Origin of the sequence: Bradyrhizobium lablabi (assembly GCF_018131005.1) — a bacterium.
In the GTDB taxonomy this organism is placed as follows: domain Bacteria; phylum Pseudomonadota; class Alphaproteobacteria; order Rhizobiales; family Xanthobacteraceae; genus Bradyrhizobium; species Bradyrhizobium lablabi_D.
Genome location: NZ_JAFCJK010000007.1, coordinates 405,244 through 417,895 on the forward strand (window position 1 = coordinate 405,244; position 12,652 = coordinate 417,895).

Sequence of the window (12,652 nt, forward strand, 5' to 3'; positions counted from 1 at the left end):
CATTGTCGCGCTCGGGCTTCGCTCGCAATAAGGGTTGAGAGCCGTTACGGCCGCGTCGACATGTTGGCGGGAGGGCCCGGCGTGCGGATCGGCTCGGCGAGACGCGCGAATTCGCACAAGAGCGAGCGCGTCTTGCGCGGATCGATCACCTCCTCCACCCAGAACTTCTCGGCCGAGCGGAACGGTGAGCGCAGCTTGTTGAGGCGATCCTCGATCTCGCGCAGTTTTGCCGCGGGATCGGCGGCCGCATCGATCTCGGCGCGGTAGGCCGCCTCGATGCCGCCTTCGAGCGGCAGCGATCCCCAATAGGCTGATGGCCACGCGTAACGCATCGAGAAGCGGTTGGCCGGTTGATGCACCACGCCGGCCACGCCGAAGGCGTTGCGGACGATGATGGTGCACCAGGGCACCGTGCTTTGGTTGACTGCCGCCATCGCCCGCACACCGTGGCGGATAGTGGCGGATTTCTCCGCCTCCAGCCCGATCATGAAGCCGGGACAGTCCATCAGATAGACCACCGGCAGATGGAAGGTTTCCGCGAAGTCGACCCAGCGCACCACCTTCTGGCAGGCATCCGCGGTCCAAGAGCCGCCATAATGGAAGGGATCGCTTGCGAGCAGCAGCACCGCCCTGCCCTCGATCCGCGCGAGGCCCGTGATCATCGGACGGCCGAAATTGGCGCCGACCTCGAAGAACGAGCCCTTGTCGACCACGGCCTCGATGATCGGGCGCATCTTGTAGACCTGCCGGCGATTGCGCGGCACGGCCTTCAGCAGTGACTCCTCGGCGCGTTCAGGATCATCGGTACAGGGAATGGTCGGCGACAGCTCATAGACCGACGGCGGTAGATACGACAGGAAGCGCCTGGCATGGTCGAATGCCTCCTCCTCGGTGTCGACAGCCTGATCGATCGCGCCGGCGCGGGTTTGGATATCGGCGCCGCCGAGTTCTTGCTTGGTTAGATCCTGGCCGAGCCGCTTCACCACCGGAGGTCCGGCGACGAACATCGCGGAACTCTTCGTCATGACCGAATAATGTGTCGCCGCCAAGCGCGCGGCGCCTAGGCCGGCAACCGAGCCGAGACCAAGCCCGACGACGGGTACGCGCGCCAGGTTGGCGGTCGTGTACCAGTACCAGCGCGTGCCGCCGACGCCGCCGGGGAGATTGGCAGCGCCCTTGGTTTCGATCGTCTTCACCGAGCCGCCGCCGCCCGAGCCCTCGATCACGCGGATGATCGGCAGGCGGAAGTCATGCGCCATCTCCTCCGCCATCAGCGGCTTGGCCGAGATCGACGCGTCCGCCGAGCCGCCGCGCACGGTGAAATCGTCGCCGACGACGACCACGGTGCGACCGTCGATCCGGGCGCGGCCGAACACGCAATTTGCCGGCGTCAGATGCTTGAGCTCGTCGTCCTCGCCGTATTCCGCAATGCCCGAGATGGCACCGATCTCGTGGAAGCTCTGTCGGTCAACCAGCTTGTCGATGCGCTCGCGGACGGTCAGCCGGCCCTGGTCGCGCTGCCGCTTGACCTTGTCAACGCCTCCCATCTCCCGCGCGAACGCTTCGCGCCGGGCGAGGTCGTCGAGTTCCGGCTTCCAGTTCATTCATTGCCTCCGTCTTGATGATCTTGTTGTTATGGGCGGTCACCGGGAGCGATTTGCGATCGGGCCGCCTGCTGAAGATATCCCCGTCGGCGCCTTCGAGCAGGCTGCCCACGGCGGCACCTAGTTCGATCATTTGCGGCGCGACTTCCCGGTGCAGCCGCTTCTCGTCATACATGGCCGAGAGCAGGCCGATCGTCGTCACGACGTAGGTTTGATATTGCGGCGACCACAGCGGCACCGCGACGCCATTGATGTGCGGGCTCCACAGGCCACAGGCGACGACGTAGCCGTGCTCGCGCAGATGACGGCGGTTGGCCTCGATGCGCGGCGTCAGCAGCTTGGCGGCGTCGGGCATCTCGCGTTCCATCTCCGCGATCAGCGTATCGCCGATCACGGGATCGAGCGCCGCCGTGTAGGCGTGGCCTGCGGCCGTGGTCGCCATCGCGATCCGGCTGCCGGTGGTCTCATGCAGGCCGAGCGCATTCGCGGCGCGGGCAAATTCGAGATAGACCAGATGAAAGCGATCGGGAATGACGAAGCCGACAGTGCCCGGCAAATGCTCGGCGACATCCTGCAGCCGCAGCCGGATCAGATTGCGAAGCTGCAGCCCCTTCATCATCGAGGTGCTCATCGCCACCGCACTCGGCCCAATGCGATACTTCTGGTCGCGCGGCAAATAGACGAGTTGTCCCATCCGCGTCAGCGTGTGCGTCAACCGCGACACGGTCGAGCGCGGCAGGCCGCAGCGGTTCGATATCTCGAGATTGCCGAGCCGCGTTTCGTGCCCCTCGAAGCACCGCAACACGTCAAAGGCGCGCGACACCACCTGGATGACATCGCCATCGCCAGTCTCGTTGGCGAGCATTCCCTGCCTGCTAAGCCGTTCCGAACGCCGTCCCATTTTTTATGGCTCCATTCCGTTCTGCGGAATAAAATTCCACTTGCAGACGAAGCTACCTCAGGCAATGTGCGGCCACAACAACAAGCCGTTCGCGAGATGAAATTTCCGCATGACGGTATCGGAGAGTGGAATGCCTGAGATCAAAGTCGTGACCGAAGTTGCCGGCCGCGTGTGCGCGCTTTCCGTTGAAGCCGGCAACAGCATCGGCGATGGCGATGAGATTGCGTTCGTCGAGGCCATGAAGATGGAAATACCAGTCACGTCGACGGCAGCAGGGAAAATCAAGTCAATTCTGGTCAGAATCGACGACGTGATCGCAGAGGGCCAGGCGGTCGCAATCGTCGAGACGTGATACCCAACTCGCATTTTCAGCCGCGACAATCTGTCCGGTGATGCGGCGGCTCAAATCGTCCGCCTGCGTCCTAGGTAGCGTTGCCATCGACCGGTCACGATGTAATCATTCCCGCCAACAAAGTTTCGCTAGACGAAACAAAGGGAGGGACCATGATTCATCGGCTGATGGCGCTTGCGCCGGCCGCGCTTGCCGGCTTTTCCGTATTTGCAGCCCTGCCCGCCTCGGCCGAGGACATCAAGCTGCCGCCGACCATGGCCGTGACCGCTTACGATACCGGCACCGCCGGATTCAATATCGCGGTCGGCGTCGGCAAGATGATGAAGGATAAATACGGCACCGACGTCCGCGTGCTGCCGGCCGGCAACGACGTCGCGCGGCTCGCGCCACTGCGCGCCAAGCGCGCGGTCTCCTCGGCGATGGGATCGGGCACCTACTTTGCACAGGAAGGCGTGTTCGAATTCGGTGCCAAGGAATGGGGCCCGCAGGCGCTGCAGCTGCTGCTCTCCTCCGTCGACTGCAATTGCGGCTCGCTCGGCGTCGCGGCCGACGCGGGGGTCAAGGAGATCAAGGATCTCAAGGGCAAGCGCGTCGGCTTCGTGGTCGGCTCACCGGCGTTGAACCAGAATTCGCTCGCGGTGCTCGCCTTCGGCGGCCTCACCCAGAACGACGTCAAGGTCGTCGAGTTCGCAAGCTACGGCGCGATGTGGAAAGGCCTGATCAACAACGACACCGACGCCGCGTTCGGCACCACCATCACCGGCCCGGCCAAGGAAGCCGAGACCTCGCCTCGCGGCCTGGTGTGGCCCCCGCTGCCGGCCAAGGACAAGGAAGGCTGGGCGCGGATGCGGAAGGTCGGCTCGTTCTTTTTCCCGCAGCTCGCCACCTGTGGCGCCGGCATCTCTGCGGACAAGCCGGTTGAGCTCGGCAACTATCCTTATCCGATCTTCGTCGCCTACGCGTCGCAGCCGGCCGATCAGATCTACGCCATCACCAAGGCGATGATCGTGAACTACGACGCCTACAAGGACTCCGCGCCCGGTGCCGGCGGCTTGGCCGCCGACCGGCAGACCAAAAACTGGGTGGTGCCCGTGCATCCTGGCGCCGTAAAGGCGCTGAAGGAGGCCGGCCAGTGGACCGCCGAACAGGACGCCTACAACAATGCGCTCTACAAGCGACAGGAGGTGCTGGCGGCGGCCTGGGCCGACTACGGCAAGTCCAATCCGCCAGCAGACGAAAAGGCCTTCCTCGACGGCTGGATGAAGGCGCGCGCGGCCGCGCTGACAAAGGGCAATATGCCGAACGGCTTTGAGTAAAAGCTGTTAGTCTGCCGCAAAACGCGAACAGCGTCGGGGGAAGCGTGATGTCCGATAGCGCGGCCGCGCCTGCCAGGAAGGTCGAGTTCGAGGATCCCCATGCGGGCCTCGGCAATCTGCAGGAGGCCGAGGTCACGCGCGTGCGCACCTTGCGCGGTTTTTGGCGCTGGGCGCTGGTGGCTGCGACCGCAGCAACCATCCTGCTCTGTATCAACCAGCAATTCTCGCTGCGCTTCTTTATCGGGTACACTCAGCTCAACACTGAATATTTCTATCTGCTGATCGCGCTGATGCTGCCCTTCACGTTCCTGATCTTCCCGGGAACGGGGACCGCACCGCTGAACCGCATTCCATGGTACGATCTCGTGCTATCAGCGGCGACCTTCGGCGCCTCGATCTGGCTGATGCTCAACGTGCGCAAGGCCGCGCAATTCGGCTGGGAGTCCGACGGCGCACCGCAGAATGTCATCGTCGCAGGCCTGGTGATGTGGGCGATGTTGATGGAGGCGCTGCGCCGGACCGGCGGCTGGAGCCTCTTGCTCAGCGTGCTGCCGTTCACCGTCTATCCAATGTTTGCCGAAGCCAAATGGCTCGGGCCATTCAGGGGCTCGCAACTCACGCTCGACCAGACCACGGCCTATCACGTGCTGTCGGGCGAGAGCCTGCTCGGCATCCCGATCCAGGCCTTCGCCGACACCGTGATCGGCTTCCTCGTGTTCGGCACCGCGCTGATGATGACCGGCGCCGGAAAATTCTTCATCAACCTCGCCTTCGCGCTGTGCGGCACCTTCCGCGGCGGCGCGGCCAAGGTGTGCATCTTCGCGAGCGGCCTGCTCGGCATGATGTCGGGGTCGATCATCTCCAACGTGCTCACCGCCGGCACCATGACCATCCCGGTCATGAAGAAGAGCGGCTTCCGCGCGTCCTATGCCGGCGCGATCGAGGCCTGCGCCTCGACCGGCGCGGTGCTGGCGCCGCCGGTGATGGGCGCCACTGCATTCGTGATCGCGCAGTTCCTCAACATCAGCTACGCCGAGGTCGCGGTCGCCGCGATCATCCCGGCCGCGCTCTACTACATCGGCCTCTTCATGCAGGTCGATTCCTACGCCGCACGTCACGGGCTGAAGGGCATTCCGCGCGCCGAGTTGCCGCGGGTGATGGATACGATCAAGGCCGGCTGGTACTACGTCTTCGTCATCGCGCTGTTGATCGTGATGCTGCTCTACTTCAAACGCGAGAGCCACGCGCCGTTCTATGCGACTGCGCTGCTCCTGGTGCTGAACCAGGTCTTCTCCAAGGACACGCGCTGGACGCTCGCGACCATCGCCAAATTCCTCGAGGTCAACGGCCGCACGTTTGTCGAGCTGGTCGGCATCCTCGCCGGGTGCGGCCTCCTGATCGGCGCCTTCTCGATGACCGGAGTGGTCTCGAGCCTCGCCAATGACCTGCTGACACTGGCCGGCGACAATGCGTTCCTGTTGCTGGCGATGTGCGCTTTCACCAGCCTGATACTCGGTCTCGGACTGACGACGACCGCCTGCTACATCTTCCTCGCCATCCTGGTCGCGCCCGCTCTCGAGAAGCTCGGGCTCAACCGGATGGCGGTGCACATGTTCATCTTCTACTGGGGCATGCTGTCGTCGATCACGCCGCCGGTCGCGATCGCCTCCTTCGCCGCCGCCGGCATCGCCGGCTCGCCCGCGATGAAGACCGGATGGGAATCGATGTGGGTCGGCAGCATCATCTATTTCATCCCGTTCTTCTTCGTGCTGAACCCGGCGCTGGTGTTGCAGGGGCCAACCCCCTATCTCGCAGGCCTCGGCCTGATGGCGCTCGCGGCGTTCGGCACGCTGTTCATCTGCGGCGGCATCCAGGGCTATCAGGCCTTCGTCGGTGACCTCCGCGGCACGGGGGCTCTGGAATGGCCGCTGCGGGTGCTGCTGGTGATCGGCGGCTTCGTGATCGCGACGCCCGGAGGCGGGATCATGCCGCTGTCACAGATGCAGGTGACGCTGCTGGGACTGGCGATCCTTGCACCCACCGTTCTGATCGCCCTCGTGCAGGTTCGCCGTCAGGCACTGGTTCCGAATGTGTCATAGGCCGTTGGTTTGCTGGCCTCCGTTTCGGCCCAACGGAAGGAAGCGGCTACGCAAAGCAGAGCAGGAAGTATCGGGGATCGACCAGCATGCCTGGATGGCTCACGACATCCATCGTCAGCGCTTCACCCCTTTTGGCAGCACGGCCCAGTAGCGGCGGCCATTGGTTCTCGGATCGGAATTGTCGCTTGTAGAGAATACGATGTATTTGGCCGTGCGCCACTCCGTGTCCTCATAGACGTTGAGGAAGTTGAAGCGACCCTGACCGGCGTTCTGGACGTCCGCGCGCGAACTGCGCGGAAACTCCAGAGGCGTTGTGCCCTCGTAGAGCAGGATCGGCGAGCCCTGCTGCTTTGCGTCCGCGTCAACATAGTCGCCCAAGAGATACGTCATCGTCTTGTATGCAAACCCACCATCAGGCGCCGCTCTCACGATCAGCTCGACAACGGCCCCCGGAGGCCGGGGATCAGGCGTGTAGCCGCTTCCCATCCATAAGGCCACCGGAAGGTACGCGCCGACTATGGCAAGGCAGGCGACCATGACCTTGAGACTGCAGGATGACTTCAGCATGCTGCGTCAATCTCACCGCTTGCCATAGTTGTTGACGTAACATTTTGGAAAGCACTCGGCACGGCCGAGGTCGGGATGCAGCATTTCCTTTGCCAGCCAGCCCGCGGTGGACAGAACAGCAAGCACAATGAGGATCCAGGGATAGGTCGGCTTATACATTCAGACTCACTCGGGAACGGCAATAATGCGGCCCTTCACGGCAAACAGGTCATCGGCATGATATCGCGAAAATTGCGGTGCGGGAACCAGGCCGGGCGGAACAATCCCGGCAACCGAGCTCTCCTCTATGATCCTGAACCCGGCTTCGCGAAACAGCCGCAAATAGTCACTGTGCCGCAGGCGGTTCACATACTGCCTTCCGTTGTTGTAGGGCCGCCACTCTTCATCCGAATATCGCAAGAAATTCAAACGCGACACCGACGAATCCGATCGCGCGTAGTGGTCACTATAGTCGATCGAATGCGTCGTCAGCTTGCGGGTGACGCTCCGAAGTGCCGCAAGCAGATTGACAAGCTGATCCAGCGGCACGTGCTCCAGAACCTCGTTCGAGCAGGAACAGTCTACAGTAGCATCGCTTTGAGTGACGAGATGCGGGGCGAGATAGGTGACGCCCAAACGCTTCAGATCTTCCCAGGTATGTAGTTCGCGCTTGTCCGACAGAACATGCTCCGCAGCGTGTCGAACGAGATCGAGCTTCGCCAGGCGCTCGACATCGCTGGCGACGACTTCCCTCACCCCCAGCTGCCGCAGCGCGAGCGGCACTGCCAGGTCGCGCCCAGCGCCGATTTCGAGCACCCGATCCGGGGTTCCTCCAACGTGCCGCGCATAGTCCTCAGTCACGCGTCGGGCAACCGCGGCAAGAGCTTTGAGGCCTTCGGCACGGCGCGGCCAATTGCGCGTCACATGACGCTGAAGGAAGTAATGAGCGTGGCTCCCGCCGGGCAGTTCGAGCGCACGGAAAGCCAAAGCCTTGAGCCGCCAGTCCATGGCGGCGCAACCTATAGGGTAGGTTTACCCGGTGCAATCAAAAATGCTGCTCCTCCTGACGATCGTTGCGGCCGTACAGGATGACGTCATGTTCTCCGCCAGGGAAGTGCTGTCCGAATTGGTTGATTGCAGGTTGATGCCCGCTGGCGCATGGGTCAGTCAACATCATGCCGCGAGGCGAAAGCTCAGTTGCGCGCGCCCGGATTGCGTTGCACAAGAGAGGCGATGAAACAGTCGCCGCCTCCCGTCACCGCCACCACCGCGAACTGGACGAGTTCGAAGCCGCCCTTGCTGCGGTTTCTCCATGAATGCCACGCGGAGTTTCTGGCCGAGACCGGCGGCGCTGTCGCAAATTATATCCCGGAGCTCGGCAAGGCCGACCCTGCCCATTTTGGCATCAGCCTTGCGACCCTCGACGGGCATGTCTACGAGATCGGCGACACCAAGGTGCCCTTCACAATCCAGTCGATGTCGAAGCCATTCGTGTTCGCGCTGGCGCTCGACTCGCTCGGTGCCGGGCGGGTGGAGAGCGTGATCGGCGTCGAGCCGTCGGGCGATCCGTTCAATTCGATCCGGCTTAACGCCGAAAATCATCCGTTCAATCCGATGGTCAATGCCGGCGCGATCGCCTGCTCCGGCCTGATCCACGCAGCCAGGGGCAACGGCGCGTTTGAATGCATCCGCCAGGCGCTCGGCCGCTTCGCCGGCCGCGAGCTTGGCGTCGACGAGGCCGTCTATGCCTCCGAGAGCGCCACCGGCGACCGCAATCGTGCGATCGGCTATCTCTTGCGCAACAACAGCGTGATCACCGAGAACGTGCCGGCGGTGCTGGACGTCTATTTCCGCCAATGCGCGATCCTTGTCACCGCCCGCGACATCGCAGTGATGGCTGCGACGCTCGCCAACCGCGGCATCAATCCGGTGACTGGTGAGCAGGTGATGACGCCCTATGCGATCGCGCGCACGCTGTCGGTGATGACGTCGTCGGGCATGTACGATTTTGCCGGCGAATGGATCTACCGCGTAGGCATCCCCGCCAAGAGCGGCGTCGGCGGCGGCATCCTGGCGGCACTGCCCGCACGCCTCGGGCTTGGCAGCTATTCGCCCAAGCTCGACAAGCACGGCAACAGCGTGCGCGGCATCAAGGTGTGCGAGGCACTGTCGGCGCATTACGACCTGCACATGCTCAACCGCAGCGACGACGCCCGCCACAGTATCATCGCCGACTACAATATCGGCAAGAATCCGTCGCGGCGCGTGCGCCGTCCGCAGGAACAGGAAATTCTGGCAAAGCACTTCCAGGAGGTGCGCGTGATCGAGCTGGTCGGCACGCTGTCGCTCTCCAATGTCGACTATGTCTCGCGGCGCCTTGCCGGCGGACTGCGTCCACAATTCGTGATCTTCGATCTGCGCCGCGTGACCGCGACCACGCGCGCGGGCGCCCGGCTAATCTCCGAAGCCTTCAAGGAGCTGGCCGAGCTCGGCGTCACCGTTATCCTCTCCGGTATCAAGCGGACATCGCGGGAGTGGACGACGATCAGCGAGTGGACGGGCCGGCTGGGCAATATCAGGGATTTCTACCTGCTGGATGCCGCAATCGAATGGGCCGAGGATCAGATCGTCTACCGCTATGGCGGCTCGATCGACTTCCTGGAGACCACCGAACTCTCCGAACAGCCGCTGCTGGCCGGCTTGACGGAGGAGGAATTGACCGACCTCGCTTCGCGCTGCGCGATCAGGACCTATCAGCCGAATGAGAAGATCATCGCGGCAGGCGATCCGGCCACCTCGCTGTTCTTCCTGCGCAGCGGCGTCGTCCACGTCACCCTGCCGGACGGCGTCCGTCTGGCGACCCTGACCGCCGGCACGGCGTTCGGCGAGATGGCGCTGCTGGAGCCGCAACGGTCTGCCGACGTGCTGACCGACATGTCGGCCACCGCCTACGAACTGCCGATCGCTGACTTCGCGCACTTCCGCAAGCAGCACCCGCGCGCTTGCGAGCTTATCATGCGCAACCTCGCGATGCTCCTGGCCAACCGCCTGATCCTTGCCAACGCAAAGGTGGATCTGCTGACGTCGACGTAGGCGCTCCCTCATTCCCTTCCCGACTCTCTCATTCCCCTCTTCCCGCGCTTCCGCGGGAAGAGGGTCAGGTGAGGGGCTCGTGCCGCAAAATAATTGACAGCTGGACTAGCGGAGTCTCCCCCTCACCCGGATCGCATTGCATGCGAATCCGGCCTCTCCCCGCAGGCGGCCGCCGGCGGGGAGAGGCGAAGGAAAGTTCAGCTCACGACTTCCGTCACCGGCTGCAGGTCGATCTCGAAAGTCTCCAGGAATTTCGAGGTCATGATGTAGAAGCCCACCGAGAGCTGCAGCTCGATCAGGGCGGCCGGCGTCAATTTCGATGCGATCGTCTTGAAGGTCGCATCCGTAGGTTTCTTCAGCGAGACGATCTCATCGGTGAAGGCGAGCGCCGCGCGCTGCACTTCGTTGAAGCAGGTCGCAGCCTGCCAGTTTTCCAGCGCCTCGTTCTGCTCGTCAGTCACGCCGACGTTCTTGCCGATACGCCTGTGTGCGACGATCTCGTAGGGCGCTTCGCAAAGGATGCCGGTGCGGGTGATCGCAAGCTCGCGCACGACAGGATCGAGTTCGCCCTTGTGGCGGATCGCGCCACCGAGCCGGCAATACTGCTCAAAATAGCTCGGAGAATGCGCCATCATGCGGAAGATGTTGGCATTGCGGTTCTTGTCGAGAATCTCGCGGGTGCGCGGGTTCGCCTTTGCAGGATCGGAATATTCGATGCGGGCCATTTCCTAACCTTGATTGTGTTTGTTCGTGTCGGGGGCCAAAATACTAGAGCATTATCGGTTCTAATTGAATCAGAACCGAAGCTCTGGATTCTTGTTTTGACGCGTTTTCTTCACGCGGACCGGCATCCACTTCGCTCGGAAACGCTATGGGAGCCGGCTGTCGCGGGAGCAACACGACTGAGTCAAATTGCCGCCGCAATGCTATACAACTCTGGAATAGTCGATATTCGCTGAGTGGGGACTCATCAGAAGCGAATACTCGTCGCGGGGTGTTCCGAGTACAAAACCTGACCGTCTTGCGCGCAATTTTGCGCAACGACGGGCTATGCCCGAAGTCTAGGGAGAACGCATGAAGGAAGCCACCAAGAGGGCTGCCTCGGAGGCGCTTGCGCAAATGCTGGCGGTGACGGCAATGCTCGTCATCGCCAGCGTTATCTTTTACTGGCGATGACATCCGCAACTGCGAGGGGCGAAGCGACAATCCAGTCAAGGTCTTGCGTGCTGGCCTGGATCGCCGAGCCCCTCACTTCGCTCTTGCAAAATATGGAACCAGCCGTCCGGCGAACTGGGTGAAGCGCACGGCGACCCTGTCGCCGATGGCGAGGTCACTGTCGCCATGCGCCATCATGCGGAACCCTTCCTCGGTGTCGACAAGAACGATGTTGTAGGGGACATGTGCCCGCGTCTCCGGCGTTGCAGCCCGGCAGACCAGCGAAGTCGCATAGACGGTCCCTGCCCCGCTCGCGCGCTTCTCCGTCAGATCAGGCGAGCCGCAGGCTGCGCAAAAGCTGCGACAGAAATATTGCCGCGCGCCGCAGGTGTTGCAGGATTGATAGACAATCGCTTCGGCGCCCTTGGTCCAGCCCCCGCTCTCGCCGCTCATCGCACCCGCTCCAGGAACATGCTGACATGCGACGACAGCACGCCGCCGTCGCCATGCAGCAGCGCCACCGAGGCGTCGCGAACCTGACGGTTGCCGGCGCGTCCGGTCATCTGCAGATGGGTCTCGACCAGATGCGCCATCGCCCCACCGACACCGCAATGGCCGTAGCTGAGAAGACCGCCATGAGTGTTCAGCGGCATTGCGCCGTTCCGGCTGAAATGGCCGGCGCGGACCCGCGCAGCCGCTTCGCCGCGCTTCGCGAGGCCCAAATCTTCCAGCAGCATCGCGAGCGTAATCGTAAAGCTGTCATAGACGGCAGCGTAGCGGATATCAGAAATCGCGATGCCGGATGCCTGCTTCGCCCTGGCGATCGCAATCTCCGCGCCGAGTTCGCTCAATGCCGGTGCGGCGGTGACATGCTGATGGGTGTGCGCCTGCGCGCAGCCGCGCACGCGGACCCGCCTGTCGCTTGTGGCTTCCCGGCTGATCACGAACGCCGCGCCGCCGTCCGACACCGGGCAGCAATCGAGCAGCTTGAGCGGCACGGCCACCGGCTTCGACGCCATGACGTCGGCGACCGTGATCGGCTCATGGAACTGAGCGCCGGGATGCGTCAACGCGTGCTTGCGCATCAGGACCGCGAACTCGGCAAGGTCTTCCTGCGTCACGCCGTACTCATGCATGTACCGCGTGGCAACGAGGCCGTAATAGGCCGGGATGGTCGGCCCCAGTGGCACCTCGTAGTCGGGATGGCCGACCTGGGCGAGCGCCTGGATCGAGGCGTCGCGGCTCTGCCCGGTGAGCCGGTTCTCACCGCCGACCACCAGCACATGCCGGACCACTCCGGCATCGACGAGATGATGCGCCAGCATCGTCATTGCGAGTCCGGTAGCGCCGCCGACCTGCACTGCATGCGCATAAGCCGGGCGAATTCCGAAATGCTCGGCGAACACGGTCGCCAGCATGATGTGCGGTGATACGGTCGAGTAGCCGCAGAGGATTCCGTTGATCTCGGAGCGCTTCAGCCCGGCGTCGGCAATGGCCAGTTCGGCCGCGTTGCTCATCAGGTCGAGCGAGGACAAGCCGTCATGCTTGCCGTAGGACGTGAGGCCGACGCCGGTAACGAAGCTCAT

The 12,652-nt window shown here is 63.1% G+C and carries 12 protein-coding genes; 4 read left to right on the forward strand and 8 right to left on the reverse strand.

Features of this window, described 5'->3' with window-relative positions:
* Positions 1-44: 44 nt before the first annotated feature.
* Positions 45-1,604, reverse strand: coding sequence for an acyl-CoA carboxylase subunit beta (locus JQ553_RS23435; RefSeq protein WP_212502368.1), 1,560 nt, complete (start codon positions 1,602-1,604; stop codon positions 45-47).
* A complete protein-coding gene (locus tag JQ553_RS23440) occupies positions 1,534-2,505 on the reverse strand; it encodes an IclR family transcriptional regulator (RefSeq protein WP_212502369.1) in 972 nt (323 codons plus the stop codon). Before JQ553_RS23440 ends, JQ553_RS23435 begins: the two co-directional genes overlap by 71 nt.
* 130 nt (positions 2,506-2,635) lie before the next feature.
* On the opposite strand from JQ553_RS23440, the gene JQ553_RS23445 reads away from it, so the two are divergent.
* From JQ553_RS23445 to JQ553_RS23455, 3 genes are all read left to right on the forward strand, one after another.
* Positions 2,636-2,857: an acetyl-CoA carboxylase biotin carboxyl carrier protein subunit gene (locus JQ553_RS23445; protein ID WP_212502416.1), complete on the forward strand. Its 222-nt coding sequence runs from the start codon at positions 2,636-2,638 to the stop codon at positions 2,855-2,857.
* Between the two features lie 152 nt (positions 2,858-3,009).
* Positions 3,010-4,173: a TAXI family TRAP transporter solute-binding subunit gene (locus tag JQ553_RS23450; RefSeq protein ID WP_212502370.1), complete on the forward strand. Its 1,164-nt coding sequence runs from the start codon at positions 3,010-3,012 to the stop codon at positions 4,171-4,173.
* A gap of 47 nt (positions 4,174-4,220) precedes the next feature.
* Positions 4,221-6,272: a TRAP transporter permease gene (locus JQ553_RS23455; protein ID WP_212502371.1), complete on the forward strand. Its 2,052-nt coding sequence runs from the start codon at positions 4,221-4,223 to the stop codon at positions 6,270-6,272.
* A gap of 114 nt (positions 6,273-6,386) precedes the next feature.
* Here JQ553_RS23455 and JQ553_RS23460 read toward each other — a convergent pair whose 3' ends face one another.
* The 3 genes from JQ553_RS23460 to JQ553_RS23470 are packed head-to-tail and all read right to left on the reverse strand — an operon-like array spanning position 6,387 to position 7,826.
* Entirely contained in the window at positions 6,387-6,839 is a 453-nt protein-coding gene (locus JQ553_RS23460) for a hypothetical protein (protein WP_212502372.1), read from the reverse strand.
* Between the two features lie 12 nt (positions 6,840-6,851).
* The gene (locus JQ553_RS23465) at positions 6,852-6,998 is read right to left on the reverse strand and encodes a hypothetical protein (RefSeq protein ID WP_212502373.1); all 147 of its coding nucleotides are present in this window, start codon (positions 6,996-6,998) and stop codon (positions 6,852-6,854) included.
* Positions 6,999-7,004: 6 nt separating this feature from the next.
* On the reverse strand, positions 7,005-7,826 hold the full coding sequence (locus tag JQ553_RS23470) for a class I SAM-dependent methyltransferase (protein ID WP_212502374.1): 822 nt from the start codon (positions 7,824-7,826) through the stop codon (positions 7,005-7,007).
* Positions 7,827-8,051: 225 nt separating this feature from the next.
* On the opposite strand from JQ553_RS23470, the gene glsA reads away from it, so the two are divergent.
* Complete coding sequence (gene glsA, locus JQ553_RS23475; RefSeq protein ID WP_212502375.1) at positions 8,052-9,911, forward strand: glutaminase A; 1,860 nt, start codon at positions 8,052-8,054, stop codon at positions 9,909-9,911.
* A 197-nt stretch (positions 9,912-10,108) separates the two neighbouring features.
* Here glsA and JQ553_RS23480 read toward each other — a convergent pair whose 3' ends face one another.
* The 3 genes from JQ553_RS23480 to JQ553_RS23490 all read right to left on the reverse strand — a co-directional run bounded on the left by JQ553_RS23480 (position 10,109) and on the right by JQ553_RS23490 (position 12,652).
* On the reverse strand, positions 10,109-10,636 hold the full coding sequence (locus JQ553_RS23480) for a carboxymuconolactone decarboxylase family protein (protein WP_212502376.1): 528 nt from the start codon (positions 10,634-10,636) through the stop codon (positions 10,109-10,111).
* A gap of 523 nt (positions 10,637-11,159) precedes the next feature.
* Positions 11,160-11,519 (reverse strand): Zn-ribbon domain-containing OB-fold protein, encoded by a 360-nt coding sequence (locus JQ553_RS23485; RefSeq protein ID WP_212502377.1) that lies wholly within the window; start codon positions 11,517-11,519, stop codon positions 11,160-11,162.
* The gene (locus tag JQ553_RS23490; RefSeq protein WP_212502378.1) at positions 11,516-12,652 is read right to left on the reverse strand and encodes a thiolase family protein; all 1,137 of its coding nucleotides are present in this window, start codon (positions 12,650-12,652) and stop codon (positions 11,516-11,518) included. Before JQ553_RS23490 ends, JQ553_RS23485 begins: the two co-directional genes overlap by 4 nt.

Bases quoted from the DNA above. Each gene is read 5' to 3' on its own strand.
- JQ553_RS23435 (WP_212502368.1), bottom strand. From the start codon at position 1,604: ATGAACTGGAAGCCGGAACTCGACGACCTCGCCCGGCGCGAAGCGTTC.
- JQ553_RS23440 (WP_212502369.1), bottom strand. From the start codon at position 2,505: ATGGGACGGCGTTCGGAACGGCTTAGCAGGCAGGGAATGCTCGCCAAC.
- JQ553_RS23445 (WP_212502416.1), top strand. From the start codon at position 2,636: ATGCCTGAGATCAAAGTCGTGACCGAAGTTGCCGGCCGCGTGTGCGCG.
- JQ553_RS23450 (WP_212502370.1), top strand. From the start codon at position 3,010: ATGATTCATCGGCTGATGGCGCTTGCGCCGGCCGCGCTTGCCGGCTTT.
- JQ553_RS23455 (WP_212502371.1), top strand. From the start codon at position 4,221: ATGTCCGATAGCGCGGCCGCGCCTGCCAGGAAGGTCGAGTTCGAGGAT.
- JQ553_RS23460 (WP_212502372.1), bottom strand. From the start codon at position 6,839: ATGCTGAAGTCATCCTGCAGTCTCAAGGTCATGGTCGCCTGCCTTGCC.
- JQ553_RS23465 (WP_212502373.1), bottom strand. From the start codon at position 6,998: ATGTATAAGCCGACCTATCCCTGGATCCTCATTGTGCTTGCTGTTCTG.
- JQ553_RS23470 (WP_212502374.1), bottom strand. From the start codon at position 7,826: ATGGACTGGCGGCTCAAGGCTTTGGCTTTCCGTGCGCTCGAACTGCCC.
- glsA (WP_212502375.1), top strand. From the start codon at position 8,052: ATGAAACAGTCGCCGCCTCCCGTCACCGCCACCACCGCGAACTGGACG.
- JQ553_RS23480 (WP_212502376.1), bottom strand. From the start codon at position 10,636: ATGGCCCGCATCGAATATTCCGATCCTGCAAAGGCGAACCCGCGCACC.
- JQ553_RS23485 (WP_212502377.1), bottom strand. From the start codon at position 11,519: ATGAGCGGCGAGAGCGGGGGCTGGACCAAGGGCGCCGAAGCGATTGTC.
- JQ553_RS23490 (WP_212502378.1), bottom strand. From the start codon at position 12,652: ATGAGCTTCGTTACCGGCGTCGGCCTCACGTCCTACGGCAAGCATGAC.